Genomic DNA, 17652 nt, shown 5'->3' on the forward strand with positions numbered 1-17652 from the left:
CCGTAGGGCAGCCGAGCCCGCGGATGCCGTCGGCATTCCGGGAATTTGCGGCGGCTATTGTGGCGGAACCGATCGGACGTGAACGAAGTTGGCGGAGGCTGGGCTGTGTCGGACGAGGGACGGCTCGTCGCCGGGCGGTACCGGCTGGTGGAGCGGATCGGCCAGGGCGGCATGGGCACGGTGTGGCGCGCCCAGGACGAGGTGCTGGACCGGCAGGTCGCGCTCAAGAGACTGCATGCGCATCCCCACCTGGCCCACGACGAACTCGCCACGCTGTACGAGCGCACGCGCCGCGAGGCACGCAGCGCGGGCCGGATCGCGCACCCCCATGTGGTCGTCGTCCATGATGTCGTGGACGACGAGGGGCTGCCCTGCATCGTCATGGAGTACGTCCCCTCCGTCACGCTCGCGGACCTGCTCAAGGGCGGCCGGACCCTCCCGCCCGAGGAGGCGGCCCGTATCGGTCTCGGCATGATCGCCGCGCTGCGCGCCGCGCACGCCGCCGACGTACTGCACCGTGACGTCAAGCCCGGCAACGTGCTGCTCGCCGCGGAGGGCCGTGTCGTCCTCACCGACTTCGGCATCGCCCTGACGACCGGAACCTCGACGCTGACCAAGACCGGCGAGATGGTCGGTTCCATCGACTACATGGCTCCGGAGCGGATGCGCGGACGCACGCCCGGCCCCGCCTCCGACCTGTGGGCCCTGGGAGCGACTCTCTATCAGGCGGTGGAGGGCCGGCCCCCGTTCCGCAAGGACACGGCGGTCGAGACCGCGTACGCCATCGCCGTCGACCCGCTGCCTCCGATGAAGCAGGCCGGAGCGCTGGAGCCGCTCATCGACGCGCTGCTCGTCAAGGAACCCGGCGAGCGGCCGAACGCCGAACAGACGGAACGGGCGCTGCGGATCGTACGGGACGGCGGACCGGCGGCGGTGACCGTGTCGACGGCGATGGTCCGCGCCTGGCACGGGAGCGGCTCCAAGAATGGACTCGGTGACGGCTACGGGGACGGCGAGGCCGCGGGCACGGCAGCGGCCGGGGCCACCCGCCTGGCGCCGGAGCCGCCCACGCCCACGCGCGCGGACGCAGACCCGGGGCGGGCCGGAGGCGGGCGCCGGGGCCGTGGTGGCAAGCGGCGCCGGCCGGTCCGCGTCGCCGTGGCCGTGACGGTTGTGGCCGCGGCCGTGGCGGGCGGCCTCTACTACGTGACCCAGCGCGACGGACGCGACGGTGCGCAGGCCTCCGGCTCGGCCACGCCGTCGTACACCCCACCGCCCGTGCCCCAGGGGTTCCACCTCGTCAGCGACAAGGGGCTCGGCGTGTCCTTCCCCGTGCCGGACGGGTGGACGGCTGTGAAGACGACGTCCGAGCAGGTCAGCTACACGGACAAGACCCGCCTGGTCGAGCTCACCATCGGCACGGTGGAACCCGCCGGGCCGAACCCGATGGCGCACTTCAAGAGCATCGAGGCGAACACCAAGGTCAACTACTCGACGTACCGGAAGCTGCGCATGGAGAAGACGTCGTTCCGCGGACTGCCCGCGGCCGTCTGGGAGTTCACCTTCCAGGGGCGAGCGCGGGCGTTCCGCGCCATCGACCTCGGCTTCGGACAGGAGGGCGGCCGCGAGTACGACCTCTACCTCTCGGCGCCCGACGCACGCTGGGACACCTACCGTCCCGTCTTCGACAAGGTCAGGGCCGGGTTCACGACGACCGCCAGCTGACGGGCAGACGGCTCACGCCGTGGATGGCCCGGCCCTGGAGAGCGAAGTCCTCGGCGGGGGCGGCCAGGGTGAGGTCCGGCAGTCGCCGCAACAGTGCGGGCAGTGCGATCTGGAGTTCCGCCCGGGCGAGGGACTGGCCGAGGCAGTGGTGCAGCCCGTGGCCGAAGGCCAGGTGGTGGTGGGCGTCGCGGGTGATGTCGAAGGCGTCAGGGTCGGCGAAGGCGCGCGGGTCGCGGTTGGCCGCCTGGAGGGAGACGACGACCCCCTCGCCCGCCCGGACCGTGACGCCGCCGATCTCCACGTCCTGGGTGGCGATGCGGCGCAGACCGATGTGGACCACGCTCAGATAGCGCAGCAACTCCTCGACGGTGCCCGGCAGCAGCGCCGGATCGGCCCGCAGTGCCGCCAGTTGCCCGGGATGGGAGAGCAAGGTGACCACGCCCAGCGACAGCATGCTCGCCGTCGTCTCGTGGCCGGCGATGAGGAGCTGGACCGCCAGCCCGGCCGCCTCGGGCGCGGTGGCCTCGCCGGTGGCCACGCGCTCGGTCGCGAGGCGGCTCACCAGGTCGTCGCCCGGATCCGCGGACTTGGCTGCAAGCAGTTCGGACAAGTAGCCGAACAGCGCGGCCCAGCCCGCCCGCATCGCCTCGGGTCCCGCGCTGACGGTGGCGAATGCGGCGGCCTGCCGGTGGATGAACTCCCGGTCCGCGTACGGCACTCCGAGCAGCTCGCAGATGACCAACAGGGGCAGCGGAGGCGTGAAGTGCTCCACCAGGTCGGCGGTGGACGGCTGCTTGGCCAGCAGATCGTCGATCAGGTCGTCGGCCAAGTGCCCGATGGCAGAGCGGAGTTCCTCGACCCGGCGGAAGGTGAAGTCGGGGATGAGCATGCGCCGCAGCCGGGTGTGGTCGGGTGGATCCATGGCGAACAGCTGCCCCGGGGAGCGCGGCGGCGGCGTCGGCTGGAGTCCGGGGAACCCCTCGCGGACGTTCTCGGAGCTGAACCGGGGATCGGCCAGCACGGACCGGGCGTCCTCGTAACGGGTGACCAGCCACGGGGTGTTGCCGGCCCAGAGGGCGATCCGGCTCATCGGCCCCTGCTCGCGCAGCCGTGCGAAGTCGGCGGGCGGGTCGAGCAGGGTGGTCCGCTGCATGGGCAGGGCCGGCAGGGCGTTCTCAGGCACGGTCGTCTCCGGGGGCGGTCGTACGGTCATCTGCGGCTACGGTCGCGGGGTCATTCGCGCTGACGTGCGCGGGGAGTTGCGCCAGCCCCAGCAGGAGCTCCTTGACGTCGGTGGCGTCGATCTCGTCGCGGGCGCCGTCCGGCTCCGAGCAGATCAGTACGGGACCGTCCTGCGGGTCGTCGGGCAGCCGCCCGTGGCTGCCGCGGACCCCGGACGGATCGAGCGGCACCGTTTGGATGCGGTAGCGCAACCCGAGCTTCTTGCGGGCCACTTGGGCCGCCGCGCGCAGTTTCAGAGCGGGCACCTCGGGGTCGTACAGCAGCTCGGCGGGGTCGTAGCCGGGCTTGCGGTGGATCTCGACCTGGCGGGCGAAGTCCGGGGCGCGGGCGTCGTCCAGCCAGTAGTAGTACGTGAACCAGGCGCCGGGCTCGGCGACGGCGACGAGTTCACCGGAGCGCTCGTGGTCCAGGCCCTGCGCGTGCTTGCCGTCCCCGTCGAGGACTTCGGCGACGCCACCGAGCGAGGCGACCAGCTCGGCGGTCTTCGGCAGGTCGGCCGGATCACGGACGTAGACGTGCGCGATCTGGTGGTCGGCGACGGCGAAGGCGCGGGACTTCCACGGGTCCAGGTACTCCATGCCGTCCTGGGTGTAGACCTCCAGCAGCCCCGCCTCGCGCAGCGCGCGGTTGATGTCCACGGGACGGTCGGCGGGCGCGATCCCGTACTCGCTGAGCGCCACCACCGTGGCGCCCGCGGCGAGGAAGTGGTCGATCAACGGGCGTACCGCGTCGTCGAGTTCACGGGCGGCGCGGGCCGTCTCGGGGGAGTCGGGGCCGGTGCGCTGCGGCTCGTAGTCGAGGTGGGGGAGGTAGACCAGGGTGAGGTCGGGGTGGTGTTCGTCGAAGATCTGCCGGGCGGCGCCGAGGATCCACTGACTGGACGGCATCCCGGCGTTCGGGCCCCAGTAGGTGAACAGCGGGAACGGGCCGAGCCTGTCGGTCAGTTCGTCGTGCAGGGACGGCGGGTACGTGTAGCAGTCCGGCTCCTTGCGGCCGTCCGAGTAGTACACGGGCCGCGGGGTGACGGTCCAGTCGACGTCCGCGCCCATGGCGTACCACCAGCAGATGTTGGCCACGGTGTAGCCCGGGTCGGAGCGCCGGGCGGCGTCCCAGAGCTTGTCGCCGCCGACCAGTTCGTTGTGCTGTCGCCACAGCAGTACGTCGCCGACGTCGCGGAAGTACCAACCGTTGCCGACGATGCCGTGTTCGCGGGGGAGTACGCCGGTCAGCAAGGTGGACTGGACCGAGCAGGTCACGGCGGGGAGCACCGTGTTGAGGCGGGCCCGGTAGCCGCGCTCGGCGAGGGCGGAGACGGCGGGCATGTGCTGGAGGAGACGGGGGGTGAGGCCCACGATGTCGAGGACGACGAGTGGTTGGGGCATGGGGGCTCCTTGCGTGTGGGGGGCGGGCTGCGAACAGACCTAGCGGTCGGTGGTCAGTCCGAGGGCCAGCAACTGGTTGCGGGCCCAGGTGAGTTCGGCGGCGAGACCGGTGGCCAGGGCGGCCGGCCCCGCGGGGCGCAGGCTCTGCGGAAGGACGTTCCAGGTGTACGTCTCGACCTCGATGTGGTCGCACAGTGCCGTGGGCCCGCCGAGCAGCGCGCGCAGGGTGTCGGAGAGCACCGGGACCGTCGTGCGCAGCGGAGCCTCGGCCGCGGCGTGCAGCGGAGAGTGGAAGTGGATGCGCCAGGGCGAGTCGGCGGGCAGTCGGCCCGTGAGGGCCTCGGGCAGGTCGTCGACGCCGAGCACCGTGCCGTCCACTGCGCGCGTGCGGGTCTGGTGCAGGAAGCGCGGCTCGGCGAACCGCTCCAGGGCCGCCCGTGTCGCGGGCTCCGTCGGGTGGTCGGCCTGGAGGGCGGCCGACGCCTGCACCTTGACCACCGGCAGCCCGGCCGCGGCCAGCCGTGCCAGCGCCGTACCCGGCTCCTCGAACTGCACGGCGAGATGGCAGGTGTCCAGGCAGATGCCGAGCCACTCCGGATCGAGGCCGCCGAACTCCCGTGCCGCCTGCACGGTGTCCTCCACCACGCACCCCGGCTCCGGCTCGAACGCCACCCGGATCCGGCGCCCGGTGTCGCGGTGCAGTTCGGCGAGTCCGGCGGCGAGCCGGTCCAGGGCGCGCCGGGCCCGCTCCGCACGGTCGGCGGGCCAGGGGGTGCGCCAGGCGAGCGGCAGCGTCGACACCGAACCCCGTACGGCGTCGTCCGGCAGCAGGCCGGCGAGGACACGGGCGCAGGCCAGGGTGTAGCGCAGCCGCTCCTCGTCAGCCCAGTCCGGCAGATAGACGTCCTTCTTGACGACCTCGCGGTGGAAGCCCTCGTAGGGGAAGGCGTTGAGGGTGACGGTCTCCAGGCCGCGCAGGGCCAGTTCGTGGCGCAGTTCGGCGACGGCGGACGGGCGCGCGGCGAGTTCGGCGACCACGTCACGGGCCAGCCACAGCCCGATGCCCAGCAGATCGGCGCCGAGTTCCCGGCGCACCGGCTCGGCGTGGTCGGCGAGTTGGGCCAGCACGCCGTCGAGGCTCTCGGCGGCGTGCACATTGCTGCAGTAGGCGAGATGAACGGTCGTGCCGTCCGTGTGGAGGAGGCGCATGACGGATCGTCACTCTCCGCCGCGGCGGATGGAGTTGCCCTCGAAGAGTGCCGCGTCGTCGGGCTTGGGCTCGTCCAGGTCCAGCCGTCCGCTCTGCGCGTAGAAGGCGACCGGATTGCGCCATACGACCTGGTCGACCTCGTCCTCGGTGAACCCGTCGGCGAGCATCGCGTCGGCGGTGCTGCGGGTCTTGAGCGGGTCGCTGCGGCCCCAGTCCGCGGCCGAGTTGACGAGGACGCGCTCGGTGCCGTGCTCGCGCAGGATCCGCACCATCCGGTCCTCGCTCATCTTGGTCCTGGGATAGACGGAGAAACCCAGCCAGCTGCCGCTTTCCTTGACCAGGCCGACGGTCAGCTCGTTGAGATGGTCGACGAGGACATGCTCGGGTGGGATGCCCGACTCGCGGACCACGGCCAGCGTGCGGCGGGTGCCGGCCGCCTTGTCGCGGTGCGGGGTGTGTACGAGCACGGGCAGCTCGTGCTCGACGGCCAATTCCAGCTGACGGGCGAGGACTTCGTCCTCCTCCTTCGTCATCGAGTCGTAGCCGATCTCACCGACCGCGACGACACGGTCCTTGGCGAGATAGCGCGGCAGTTCGTCCAAAACGGGAAGGCAGCGCGGATCGTTCGCCTCCTTCGGGTTCAGCGCGATCGTGCAGAAATGCTGGATGCCGAACTGGGCGGCACGGAAGGGCTCCCAGCCCAGCAGCGCGTCGAAGTAGTCCGTGAACGAGCCGACCGTGGTGCGCGGCTGGCCCAGCCAGAAGGCGGGTTCGACGACGGCACGGACGCCGGAGGCGTACATGGCCTCGTAGTCGTCGGTGGTGCGGGAGGTCATGTGGATGTGTGGGTCGAAGATGCGCATCACGCGGCTCCCTCGGGTATGGGCGGTGCGGGGAAGGCCCGGATCAGGGGCTCGATGTCGGAGGGGACGGGCTGGCCGGCGGCGGTCCGCTCGCGGGCGAAGTCGGCGAGCATGCGGGCGAGTTCGCCGTCCGCGCGTTCGGGGAGCCCGCTGATCCGGTCGAGCGGGATCTCGCAGAACACGCACTTCAGCACGGCCTGCCGGAAGGCGTCCACCTTCAGGTGCCGGGTCGCGTAGGAGCCGAGCGCGGCCTCCACGAGCGTGGTGTCGTTGGTGCGCAGCGCCTCGTGGACGAGGGGCAGCGCGAGGTCGCCGAAGGAGGGATCGTTGTCTTCCAGGAGCGGCAGGGCGCGCAGGACGGCCCGCTGCTCGGAGGGGTCGCCGCGCCGGTACAACTCTGCCGTGGTGGTGGCGAGTTCGTCCCCGCACTGCGGCAGTGCGAGCAGCAGAGCCGCGCGCACTGCGTCGGCGGTGGGGCGCCCGCACCGGCGGGCGGCGGCGGGGAAGAGGACCTGGATGGTGTCGGGGTCGGCGGCGATACGGGCGGTGGCCGTGGCGAGCCAGTCCTGGGCGTCGGGCGACAGCAGTGTGTCGAGAGTGAGGGGTGGGTCAGAGGTGGCGGCGGAGAGGCCATGGTGCTGAGAGGTCATGGAGTGCCTCCGATTGCTGGGCTGGTTCAGGCAGCCGTGGGCAGTGATGCGCGTAGAAAATCCAGGGAGCGACGGGCGATCTGCGGTGCCTGCAGCGAGCCGCCCTGGATCTCGACGGAGACCAGACCGCGGTGGCCGAGCGCGGTGAGCTCTGCGAGGAGAGGCGGGAAGTCGATCTCTCCCGCACCGAATTCGAGGTGCTGGTGAATGCCGCGCCGCATGTCCTCGATCTGCACGTTCACCAGGTATGGCGCGGCCCGCCGCAGGCAGTCGAGCACCGGGGCGTCCTCCACGCAGTGCGCGTGGCCGATGTCGAGGGTGATGCCGAACAGGTCGTGTCCGCCGAGCCGTTCACGCAGCTCCAGGCAGCGGTCGACGGTGTCGAGGAACATGTACGGTTCCGGCTCGAAGCCCAGTGTGATGCCGTACGCCTCCGCTGTCTCCAGGACGGCCTCGCAACCGGCCGTCAGCCGTTTCCAGGCGTCCTCCTCCGGCAGTCCGTCGGGGCCGGGACCGCTGCACACATGGACGGTCGGTGAGCCGAGGTCGGCGGCGATCCGAACCGCGCGGCGCAGCAGGTCCGTTCGGCGCTCCGCACCGGAGTCCGACATCAGGTTGGGGACGTGCTGGCGCCAGGGGTCGAGGAGGTAGGGAGCGCCCGTCTCGACGGTCGCGGACAGGCCGAGGGTGTCGAGCAGACGGGCGAGGTGTGTCACCCGGCGCGGCAGGTCGTCGGCGTACGGGTCGAGGTGGCCGTGGTCGAGGGTGAGTGCGACGCCGTCGTAGCCGAGGTCGGCCAGGACGCGAAGCACGTCCTCCAGACGGTGGTTGGTGAATCCGTTGGTGCCGTACCCGAGCCGGAGCGGGGTGGTGCCGCGGCGGGCGAGGCCGGTCGTCCCTTCGGTGCCGTGATCGTCGGCGAAGTGGTTGTTCCGGTAGCCGTTCATGGAGGAGAACCCCGTCTGGTCGTTCACGTGGGAGACACCCGTCTCGCGAGCCGGCGGGCCAGTGGATGAGCGGCCGCGAGGGCGGCGGCGGCCCTCGGCGCGCCGGCGGCCGCGGTGAGCGACGCCTGAAGCGGCATCAGGCCCAGAATGCCCGCGCCCACGGCTCGTTGGACGTTCGCCGCGGACGGCTCCCGTACGGCCCGGGCCTGTGCGGACCCGTACGCCGCGAAGTAGCCGCCTGCGCCGACCACTGCTGCGACGCGAGCCGCGCGGTCGCCGTCACGGGCCGTGGCGGCCGCGCCCAGCCCCGCCAGCGCGCTTCCGGCGAGGGACAGGGCGGGTACGGATGCCGGGGCACCGGTCGTCTCGTGGCGGCTCAGGAATGTGACCGTATAGGTGTGCAGACCGACCACGAGGGCGGCGGGAAGGGCGGGAGCAGTCGCCCGGGCCCCGGCCAGTACGTCGAGGAAGCGCGTGCCGGCCATCGCGGCGGGCCCGGCGGGGGTGTTCTTCAGCCCCAGGTCGTATGCCCAGACGAGACCGGCCAGCGGCAGTGCCGTACCGAGACCGCGTCGGCCTCCCGCGACGGCGGCGAGTCCGATTCCCGCCGCGGTCAGGGCGGAGGCGGCGGCGAACGCAGTACGCCGCGGGACACGTCCGGAGGGGATCGGGCGGCCCGGGCGCTCCACGGCGTCCAGGGTCGCGTCGGCGTAGTCGTTGAGTGCCATGCCGGCCCAGTAGAGGCAGACGGAGGAAGTCATCGTGCCCAGCGTGCGCGGGCCGAGCGGACGACCGCTCGCGACGGCACCGGCGAGGACATCGCCGGGAACGCTGAGAGCTGCGGGTGCGCGGACCAGTTCGGCCAGGTCCGCAAGGCGGTGTCGCCACCGGCGGTTGTCGCGGCGGTGGCTTTTGTGGGGGGCCATGCCGTGACGCTACATGATGCTTTAACCTTCATGTATTGATGTGATCAAGGAAATTGCGATGCAGGCGCGGGCGTTCACCTTGTGTTCATGCAGGTGTAGACGTGTATTGGTGAACGAGCGTCCTGGACGCTCGACTTGCCATGTGCGCCGGGCCGCCGCTGGTCGAGCGGCAGTACGTCTCCGCGAGGGCCACGAAGCGGTAACGGTGGGCAACTGTCGGGTAGTTCGCGCCGTCTAGTCCGCCATGAAGGTCTCTTTCCTAATACACAACGCCTACGGGATCGGAGGCACGATCACCACCACGTTCAACCTGGCCCAGGCACTGGCCGAGCAGCACGACGTGGAGGTCGTCTCCGCGCTGCGGCACCGCGAGGAGCCCACCTTCACCCTGGACCCGAGGGTGTCGCTGCGGCCGCTGGTGGACCTGCGCCACGAGCGGGAGCATCCGCTGTATCAGCGGCCGGCGCGGGTCTTCCCGGCCGCCGAGTACCGCTACCAGCAGTACAACGAGCTGACCGACCAGCGGATCGGCGCATACCTGGAGTCGACCGACGCCGACGTGGTCATCGGTACCCGGCCGGGGCTCAACGTGCACCTCGCTCTCCAGGCTCCGCAGCACGTCGTACGCATCGGGCAGGAACACCTCACCCTCGACAACCATCCGCCGGCCCTGCGCACCGCACTGCGCCGCGCCTACCGTCGGCTCGACGCGCTCACCACGGTCACCGAGGCGGACGCCGCCGCCTACCGGCGCAAGATGCGGCTGCCCGGCGTCCGCGTGGAAGCACTTCCGAACAGTGTTCCCGATCCCGAACTGCCCGCCGCCGACGGCACCGCGAAGGTGGTCGTCGCAGCCGGCCGGCTGGTCCCGGTGAAGCGCTATGACCTGCTCATCGAGGCGTTCGCCCTGGTCGCGGCCGAACACCCGGACTGGAAACTGCGCATCTACGGCACGGGCGAGGAGCACGACCGGCTACGGCAGCTCGTGACAGACCTCGCTCTGCACGACAACGTCTTCCTGATGGGCGCGGCGGCTCCTATGGAGGCGGAGTGGGTCAAGGGCTCGATCGGCGCGGCCGCCTCCAACTTCGAGCCGTTCGGCATGACCATCGTCGAGGCGATGCGCTGCGGGCTGCCCGTGGTCAGCACCGACTGCCCGTACGGACCCGGCGAGATCATCAAGGACGGGGCCGACGGCCGGCTCGTGCCGGTGGGGGACCACGGCGCGCTGGGCGCGGCCCTGCTGGAACTCGTCCGCGACGACGAGCGGCGCCGCCGCATGGGCCGCACGGCCGTGGAGAACGCGGGACGGTTCGCCCCCGGCCCTGTGGTCGCACAGGCCGAGCGTCTGCTCGACGAAGCGATCGCGGCCCGCAGGACCGGCCGTCGCGTCGCACCCTCACGCGGCCGCGTGAACCGCGCCCTGATCAGCCAGGGCTTCGCTGTCCGAGACGCCGCCCATGCTGCGGTCGGCAGCGCGCTGCGCACGATGCGACGGGGACGGGGATGAGCGTGCGGCGGGATGCGGAGGGTGCGGGGTCGGGGACGGGTGCGCAGCCGGGTGTGAAGAGTGCGGGCACCGGCGTACTGCGTGCAGCAGAGGGGACATCGACGGCCGTGCGACGCGGCGCGGACGAGGGGGCGATGGGCGTGCGGCCCGGCACTGAAGAGGCGGCGATGGTGGCGCAGCGCAACGGGGAGGGGCCGGTGACGGGCGGGCAGCCGGGAACGGAAGGGGCGGCGGCGAGCGTGCCGCGCGACGCGCAGCCGCGGGTCGGCTGCTCGGTCGATGCCGACGGACGGATCACCTTTGGTCTTGAGGTGCCCTCCGCCACCCGGCCGCAGCTCCTGCTGCGGCTGCGCCCCAAGAAGGGACAGCCCGAGAAGACCGTTCACCTCCTCGACCTGGAACCCGCAGGCGACGATCGCCGACGTGCGGTCCTGGAGCCGACGCCCGTTCTCGCGGAGGGCCGCTGGGACGTGTACCTGATCGGCGAGCCGGGAGCGGAGCGGCAGCGGCTGCGCCCCGGGCTGCGGGATCTGCGCGCTCTGGTCGACGGGAACCTCCGCGACCGGCCGTCGCCGGTGGCCGTCCGGATCCCGTACGTCACCAAGGACGGCCATCTGGCCCTGCGGTCCTGGTTGCGTCCCGCGCACGCGGAAGCCGACGGCATCGTTGGCAGCACCCGGTCGGCGACGACGACGGTCAGGGCCCGGCTGCACGGCGCCTCGCTCTCCGAAGGAGCTGCCGTACGGCTGCGGTTGCGGGGCGGTGGCGGCGTCGTACGGACCCTCCGGGCGCAGGCGGAGGCCGACGGACGGACCTTCTCCTTCACCGTCGACTACGCGGAGCTGGTCACCGGCGGCGGCAGCGGCAACCGTGTCTGGGACGTCTTCGTGCAGCCCGACGCGGAGGCCCCGCTGGTCCGGGTCGGCCGGCTCCTGGACGACGTGGCGGACCGCAAGGAGATCTTCGTGTACCCGGCGGCCACGGTCGGCGATGCCGTCGTACGCCCGTACTACACCGTCGACAACGACCTTGCCGTGGAGGTGAGGACGGCCGGCTGACCCACGCCCGACGGGACGCCGGCTCAGCGTGTCCGGTGGGGCGACGACGCCTGCCGGTCCGCCTCCGAGCCGGCCGGTTCCGCGCCCGGCGCCTGAGAGCCGGTCCCCTCCGCGTCGGGGGCGTCCGGCTCGGTCCGCCGGGACGACTCGTCGGCGGGCCCGAACCCGTGCCACAGATGGCGGCCCAGCAACGCGCCGCCGTAGAGCACGAATCCGACGCCGGTCAACCAGGACTCCACCACCAGGACGGTGCCCACGGCGCCGTAGCTGAGCGCGTTGGCGGCGACGAGCGGGGTGAACACGAGGGTGGAGAACCACCTCAGGCCGATCAGGCCCAGCATGGTGGCGACGGCGCCGGGAAGGAGTTCCCGGGGCCGGATCCGGTGGCCGAGGAGGAGCCGCGGTCCCCACAGGAAGAACAGCACGCCGGCCACCGAGCTGAGCAGGATGCGGGCCGTGCCCTCCAGGACCGTCCGCGTCTCCACCTGGAGGTAGAGATAGCCGGTCAGCATGGAGAGCCAGACCGTCTGCCGCCAGATCCGGTGCCACGGCTTGCTGGTCAGCTCCCAGATCCTCTCGTAGCCGTTCTGGACGCTCGAGGCGAAGGCCAGGCCGAACGGCGCGAGCAGTGCGCCACTCCAGACGGTCGTGGTGTCGACCACCTTGCGGGGCGGGCTGATGACATGGGTGACGGCCTGCGCGGAGCGACCCGACAGGCCCATTCCGTCGACGAGCCACAGGGCGAATCCGCCGTGCCCCAGCGGATCGACCGCCGCCACCACGATCAGCAGCGGTGCCAGGGTGACCAGCGCGAAGGTGGCGAAGCCCATGGAGCGGTGCATCAGCTCCAGCTCCTTGCCGCGCCGCAGGAGCTCCGCGAGGCCGAGCCGGTCCCATATGCCGTGGGCCCGGTGCTCCGGGCGGTTCACGGGTGTCTCCGTGCCCGGGGCAGGCCGAGCGCCGGGCCGACCTCTCGGGCAGGCCCGCCGACGCACGACTTCTCGCTCACGTCGTCCGGTTAACCAGGAATGAACCGGTTAATCCCGCATCGTCGGAAGGCCTGCCGACCGCGGGCGAGCTGCCCGCCGACGTCCGCTCAGCCGACCGTCGGGGTGGGCGTCGGTGAGGCGGTGACGATGTTCAGGTCGGGGCGGGGCTTGAGCGTGAGGATGGGGGAGCCCGGCTGCGGCGCGGGCGGGGTGAGCTGGTCCTTGGGGAGCTTGGGCGGGGTGGACTGCTGGAAGTTGACCTGGTCGAAGTTGACCAGCCCTGTCTTCTCCAGGATCGTGATGTGGTCGAGGACGGTGGAGTTGGCCATCACGGCCAGCTGGCGCACCAGCGAGTTCTTGGTGGTGGCCCGGATCTTGGCGATGACCGGGAAGATCTGGCCGTGGGTCACCCGCATGATGTTGACCGCGGTGGAGTCGAACTCCTTGCCGTTGGCGGCGGCCGCGGTCGCCACGAACTGCTGCTGTTGCGGGGATGCCTGGTTCGGCAGGGTGATCCCCAGCTCGGGGGCGATCTTGCGGCACTCCGCGTCGAGCCCCGAGTGCCCGACGATGAGGTGCTTGCCCGCCTCCTTCATGGCCGGGGTCGTGCCCCGCTGCAGCGCGATCTCGCCGAGAGGGTACTCCCACAGCCCGGCCGCGCGCACCTTGACGACGAAGTCGCGGTCCGCCTCGGTCAGCGGTCCGTACTGGGTGTTGGCGATGATGCGGTCCTGCGAGGTGGACGTTGTCTGGACCCCGAGCATGGCGGGGTACGCGAGGGCGGTGAGGGTCAGCCCCAACGCGCCGAACACGAAAACGGACCCTGCCATGTTGCGGGAGATGGGCATGACGCCTCCGACCTTGAGCGACCTGTACGCCCAGGGATACGGATGTGCCGCTCGGATCCATCATCGCGTGGAGAAGTTTTTGCGCTCCGCCTTATGCGGTGTGTCACATGGGCGTTGAGGGGTCATGGAGGTCGGGCTGGGCAGCCGGGTCGGCGGAGCGGTCAGAGCTGCTTCGCGGGCCAGTCGAGCAGCCGGGCGCCGATGACCGCGGTCTGGAGCGTGTAACGGTGCGCGGGGTCGGCCGGGTTGGCGCCGGTGAGCTTGTGGATGCGTTCCAGGCGGTACGTCAGGGCGCGCACGCTCAGGGACAGCCTGCGGGCGGCTTCCGCGGCCACACAGCCGCAGTCGAAGTAGGCGGTGAGGGTGTCGAGGAGTGGCTCGGCGCCGCCGCGGGCGCCGGTCAGCGGGCCGAGGGCGTCCAGGACGAGATCGGCCATGGCTTGGCGGTCGCGGGTGAGAACCGGGTAGACGAGCAGGTCGGCGGCGTGCAGGACAGGGGCGTCCAGGTCGAGGCGCTCGGCCAGGTCGAGGGTGTTGAGGGCCTCCTCGTATGACTGCACGACACCGCCGGCGCCGGGCTGGGCGCGGCCGACGGCGACGAGTCCGCCCTCCGTGGCCGCGTACGCCTGCTTGGCGAAGTAGGCGAGCACGTCCTCCTGGTCGCCCGGAGCGATGCACAGAATCCGGCCGTCCTTCGTGGTGACCAGGGTGCTGCGGTCGCCGAAGCGGGCGATGAGCGCCCGCTCCACCTGGCGCGGGGCGGCGGCGCTCTCGTCGTACGCGGTCGGCCCCTGGGCGACGGCGACGGCGTGTGCGTGGGAGAGGCGCAGGCCGAAGCGCTCGGCGCGTTCGGCGAGGCGGCCGAGATCGCTGCGGCCGTACAGGAGGTCGTCGATGAACTCCCGCCGTGCCGCCTCTTCCTGACGCACCGCCAGCCGCTGGGCGCGTTCGTAGCCCTCGGCGAAGGCGTCGACGACCTGCTGCACGGCGGCGAGCGTGCTGTCGGAGGAACCGGGTGTGTCGGGCCAGGCGACGCGGGTGGCGGCGAGGTACGCGCTGATCAGCGCGCGCAGCGCGTGGCCGGCGTCGGCGGCCCGTTCACCGAGGGCGCGCCGCGACTCGATCTCGTCGCGGGTGAGGCGCCGGCCGGTGGCCGAGACGTCCGCCAGGAGTTGGGCATAGCCGTCCAGATACTGCCCCGGTATGTCCCGCTCCGTCACTTCGACCCCTCGTCTCTTGACGCTCCGGTGACGCTTTCTTAGCGGTATCCGGCATGCAGACCCTAGTGAACACTGCCGGAAACCGGCAATGCGCGGGCGAGTTCAGGACATGCAGGATGGCCGGAGGGGAGCACGGCGGACGTTTTCGGTGCCGGATCCCGGCAGGGGTTCGGCACCGAAAACCGGAGGGGAGCCGTGCACGGTGAGGAAGGTCGGGGGTGGCGACAATGAGCGCGTTTCTCGCGGTAGCCGCCGGCTTTCCGACCGTACTGTTCACGTCGGCCCTCGTGGTGGTCGTCGCCTTCTGGCTGCTCGTGGCCGTCGGCGCCGCCGAGTCGCACGGCTTCGACGCGCACGCCCATCTGCACGCGAGCGCCCTGAAGTTCGGCGCGGTGCCGGTGACCGTCCCGTTCTCGCTGCTGATGGCGTTCGCCTGGTTCCTCAGCCTCAGCGCGACCGTGCTGCTCGACCCGCTGATGCCCTCGGACCTGGTCCGCGGTCTCACGCGGTTCGCGATCCTGCTGGCCGCGCCGCTGCTCGCCTGGCGGCTGACCCGCCTGGTCATACGGCCGCTGCACCGCCTCTTCCCCGATGAACGCGGGCCCTCCCGCCTGGACTTCGTCGGCCTGACCTGCACCATCCGCACGGGGCGGGTGGACGCCGGCTTCGGGCAGGCCGAGGTCGCGGCGGCCGACGGTTCCACCGCGGTCGTCCAGGTCCGCCAGCACGGCGGCGACGCGCTCGGCAGCGGCAGTACGGGACTGCTGTACGCCTACGACGAGAGCGGCGAGTTCTTCTGGGTCGCGCCGTACGACACCGCGCTCGACCCGCGCAGGTCGCCCTGAGCACGGCCCCTCAGTACTTCGGCTGTCCGGACTTCGGCTGTCCGGCCACGCACAACTTCGTACTCTTCTGCTTCTGTCCCCAAGGACTCTCATGGATGCCATCACCCTGGGTCTCGGCGTGCTCGTCGCCGTGGTCCTGCTCATCATGATCACGACGCTGCTGATGATCAGCACGCTGTTCCGCAAGGTGGAGCAGGGCCGGGCGCTGATCATCTCCAAGACGAAGAAGGTCGACGTCACCTTCACCGGCGCGGTCGTCCTGCCGGTGCTCCACAAGGCCGAGTACATGGACATCTCGGTGAAGACCATCGAGATCCGCCGTACCGGCCGCGAGGGCCTGATCTGCCGGGACAACATCCGGGCCGACATCCACATCAGCTTCTTCGTCCGCGTCAACAAGACCGTCGAGGACGTCATCAAGGTCGCCCAGGCCATCGGCACGCAGACCGCGAGCGACGCGGAGGCGATCCAGGACTTCTTCGCGGCGAAGTTCTCCGAGGCGCTCAAGACCGTCGGCAAGCAGCTCGACTTCGTCGACCTCTACACCAAGCGCGAGGAGTTCCGGGACCGGATCATCCAGGTCATCGGCACAGATCTGAACGGCTACCACCTCGACGACGCGGCGATCGACTTCCTGGAGCAGACGCCGATGTCCCAGCTGGACGCGGCGAACATCCTTGACGCCCAGGGCATCCGGAAGATCACCGAACTGACCACGGTCGAGCACGTGCGCACCAACGAGTTCCAGCGCACCGAGGAGAAGGAGATCACCCGGCAGAACGTCGACGCCCGGGAGACCATCCTCGAACTGGAGCGCCGCCAGGCCGAGGCCGAGATCAAGCAGCGGCGCGAGGTCGAGACCCTGCGGGCCCGCGAGGAGGCGACCACCGCGAAGGTCCAGGAGGAGGAACGCCTGGGCGCGCAGTCCGCGTTCCTGCGCACCGAGGAGCAGCTCGGCGTCCAGCGCGAGAACCAGGCACGGGAGATCGCCGTCGCGCAGAAGAACCGCGAGCGGGTCATCGCCGTCGAGAACGAGCGCATCGAGAAGGACCGCGTCCTTGAGGTCATCGCCCGGGAGCGGGAGACCTCGCTGTCCGGGATCGCCAAGGACAAGGAGGTCGAGGCCGAGCGCCGCGAGGTCGCGGACGTCATCCGGGAGCGCATCGCCGTCGACCGCACGGTCGCCGAGCAGGAGGAGGCCATCAAGAAGCTGCGTGTGGTCGAGGAGGCCGAGCGCGGACGCCAGGCGGTCATCATCGCGGCGGAGGCCGAGGCGCAGGAGAAGCTGGTCAAGGACATCAAGGCGGCCGAGGCCGCGGAAGCCGCCGCCAAGCACCGTGCGGCCGAGCAACTCACCCTCGCCGAGGCCCGGTTGAGGTCCGCCGACCTCGACGCCCGCGCCAAGCTGCGGCTCGCCGAGGGTGTCCAGGCGGAGACCGCCGCGGCCGGCCTCGCCGACGTCCAGGTGCGCGACAAGGAAGCCGACGTCATCGAGAAGGCGGGCCGCGCCGAGGCCGAGGCCACCGGCGCCCGGATGCGCGCCGAGGCGGAGGGCACCGAGGCGCGGCTGCGTGCGGAGGCCGAGGGCGCGCGGGCCAAGGCGCTCGCCGAGGCCACCGCGATCGGCGAGAAGCTCAAGGCGGAGGCGGAGGGCCTCACCCAGAAGGCGGCCGCGATGGCAGCCCTCGACGACGCCTCCCGAGGCCACGAGGAGTACCGGCTGCGCATCCAGGCGGAGAAGGAGATCCGGCTGGCCGGGCTCGATGTCCAGAGGCAGGTCGCCGAGGCGCAGGCCACGGTCCTCGCGACCGGACTGGAGAACGCCGACATCGACATCGTCGGCGGCGACTCGGTCTTCTTCGACCGGCTGGTCAACTCGGTCGCGCTCGGCAAGGGCGTCGACGCCTTCGTGGACAACTCCGCCACCGCGCGGGCGCTGGCCGGACCCTGGCTGGACGGCTCGTCGAGCTTTCCGGACGACCTCGGCCGCATCCTGGGCTCGGTCTCCACGGCCGACGTGCAGAACCTGACCGTCTCCGCACTGCTGATGAAACTCATGAAGTCGGGCGGCGGCACGAACGCCGGTCAGCTGCGCCAGCTCATGGACAGGGCCGGTGAGCTGGGTCTCTCCGACCTGCCGCTCGCCGCGCTGAACGGCAGCGCCAAGGCCTGACCGCCGCTGCCGGGTCCGGAGCCGCCGCACAGGGGACGGCGGCTCCGGACCGCACTTCCTCCCG

The 17652-nt window shown here is 71.4% G+C and carries 15 protein-coding genes; 5 read left to right on the forward strand and 10 right to left on the reverse strand.

Annotation, left to right across the window (positions count from 1 at the left end):
* The first annotated feature begins 105 nt into the window (after positions 1 to 105).
* Positions 106 to 1725: a protein kinase gene (locus AB5J56_RS40935; protein ID WP_369240855.1), complete on the forward strand. Its 1620-nt coding sequence runs from the start codon at positions 106 to 108 to the stop codon at positions 1723 to 1725.
* On the opposite strand, the gene AB5J56_RS40940 is transcribed toward AB5J56_RS40935, so the two are convergent.
* Genes AB5J56_RS40940 through AB5J56_RS40970 form a run of 7 tightly spaced genes read right to left on the reverse strand, consistent with a single transcriptional unit; the run spans position 1706 to position 8945 of the window.
* A complete protein-coding gene (locus AB5J56_RS40940) occupies positions 1706 to 2908 on the reverse strand; it encodes a cytochrome P450 (protein ID WP_369240856.1) in 1203 nt (400 codons plus the stop codon). The genes AB5J56_RS40935 and AB5J56_RS40940 overlap by 20 nt on opposite strands.
* Positions 2901 to 4349 (reverse strand): alkaline phosphatase family protein, encoded by a 1449-nt coding sequence (locus tag AB5J56_RS40945; RefSeq protein WP_369240857.1) that lies wholly within the window; start codon positions 4347 to 4349, stop codon positions 2901 to 2903. The genes AB5J56_RS40940 and AB5J56_RS40945 overlap by 8 nt, the downstream gene beginning before the upstream one ends.
* A 39-nt stretch (positions 4350 to 4388) precedes the next feature.
* Positions 4389 to 5558 (reverse strand): metabolite traffic protein EboE, encoded by a 1170-nt coding sequence (gene eboE / locus AB5J56_RS40950; RefSeq protein ID WP_369240858.1) that lies wholly within the window; start codon positions 5556 to 5558, stop codon positions 4389 to 4391.
* Positions 5559 to 5567: 9 nt separating this feature from the next.
* The gene (locus tag AB5J56_RS40955; protein WP_369240860.1) at positions 5568 to 6422 is read right to left on the reverse strand and encodes a TatD family hydrolase; all 855 of its coding nucleotides are present in this window, start codon (positions 6420 to 6422) and stop codon (positions 5568 to 5570) included.
* Positions 6422 to 7072 carry an EboA domain-containing protein gene (locus tag AB5J56_RS40960; RefSeq protein WP_369240862.1) on the reverse strand — a complete coding sequence of 217 codons (651 nt, stop codon included), beginning with the start codon at positions 7070 to 7072 and terminating at the stop codon, positions 6422 to 6424. The genes AB5J56_RS40955 and AB5J56_RS40960 overlap by 1 nt, the downstream gene beginning before the upstream one ends.
* Positions 7073 to 7098: 26 nt before the next feature.
* Positions 7099 to 8046 carry a sugar phosphate isomerase/epimerase family protein gene (locus AB5J56_RS40965; RefSeq protein WP_369240864.1) on the reverse strand — a complete coding sequence of 316 codons (948 nt, stop codon included), beginning with the start codon at positions 8044 to 8046 and terminating at the stop codon, positions 7099 to 7101.
* On the reverse strand, positions 8043 to 8945 hold the full coding sequence (locus tag AB5J56_RS40970; RefSeq protein ID WP_369240866.1) for an SCO3242 family prenyltransferase: 903 nt from the start codon (positions 8943 to 8945) through the stop codon (positions 8043 to 8045). Before AB5J56_RS40970 ends, AB5J56_RS40965 begins: the two co-directional genes overlap by 4 nt.
* A 244-nt stretch (positions 8946 to 9189) precedes the next feature.
* On the opposite strand from AB5J56_RS40970, the gene AB5J56_RS40975 reads away from it, so the two are divergent.
* Complete coding sequence (locus AB5J56_RS40975; protein WP_369240868.1) at positions 9190 to 10455, forward strand: glycosyltransferase family 4 protein; 1266 nt, start codon at positions 9190 to 9192, stop codon at positions 10453 to 10455.
* Between the two features lie 107 nt (positions 10456 to 10562).
* Positions 10563 to 11513, forward strand: coding sequence for a transferase (locus AB5J56_RS40980; RefSeq protein WP_369240870.1), 951 nt, complete (start codon positions 10563 to 10565; stop codon positions 11511 to 11513).
* Between the two features lie 23 nt (positions 11514 to 11536).
* Here the strand turns inward: AB5J56_RS40980 and AB5J56_RS40985 are convergent, their stop codons facing one another.
* The 3 genes from AB5J56_RS40985 to AB5J56_RS40995 form a co-directional block, all read right to left on the reverse strand.
* The gene (locus AB5J56_RS40985; protein WP_369240872.1) at positions 11537 to 12442 is read right to left on the reverse strand and encodes a ribonuclease BN; all 906 of its coding nucleotides are present in this window, start codon (positions 12440 to 12442) and stop codon (positions 11537 to 11539) included.
* A 167-nt stretch (positions 12443 to 12609) separates the two neighbouring features.
* Positions 12610 to 13350: a DUF4142 domain-containing protein gene (locus AB5J56_RS40990; protein ID WP_369240874.1), complete on the reverse strand. Its 741-nt coding sequence runs from the start codon at positions 13348 to 13350 to the stop codon at positions 12610 to 12612.
* Positions 13351 to 13511: 161 nt separating this feature from the next.
* Positions 13512 to 14570, reverse strand: coding sequence for a PucR family transcriptional regulator (locus AB5J56_RS40995; protein WP_369240876.1), 1059 nt, complete (start codon positions 14568 to 14570; stop codon positions 13512 to 13514).
* 227 nt (positions 14571 to 14797) lie between these two features.
* On the opposite strand from AB5J56_RS40995, the gene AB5J56_RS41000 reads away from it, so the two are divergent.
* Positions 14798 to 15415: a hypothetical protein gene (locus AB5J56_RS41000; RefSeq protein WP_369240878.1), complete on the forward strand. Its 618-nt coding sequence runs from the start codon at positions 14798 to 14800 to the stop codon at positions 15413 to 15415.
* Positions 15416 to 15506: 91 nt separating this feature from the next.
* The gene (locus AB5J56_RS41005; protein ID WP_369240880.1) at positions 15507 to 17588 is read left to right on the forward strand and encodes a flotillin family protein; all 2082 of its coding nucleotides are present in this window, start codon (positions 15507 to 15509) and stop codon (positions 17586 to 17588) included.
* The last annotated feature ends 64 nt before the right edge of the window (positions 17589 to 17652 follow it).

It is taken from the genome of Streptomyces sp. R21 (assembly GCF_041051975.1).
In the GTDB taxonomy this organism is placed as follows: Bacteria; Actinomycetota; Actinomycetes; order Streptomycetales; family Streptomycetaceae; genus Streptomyces.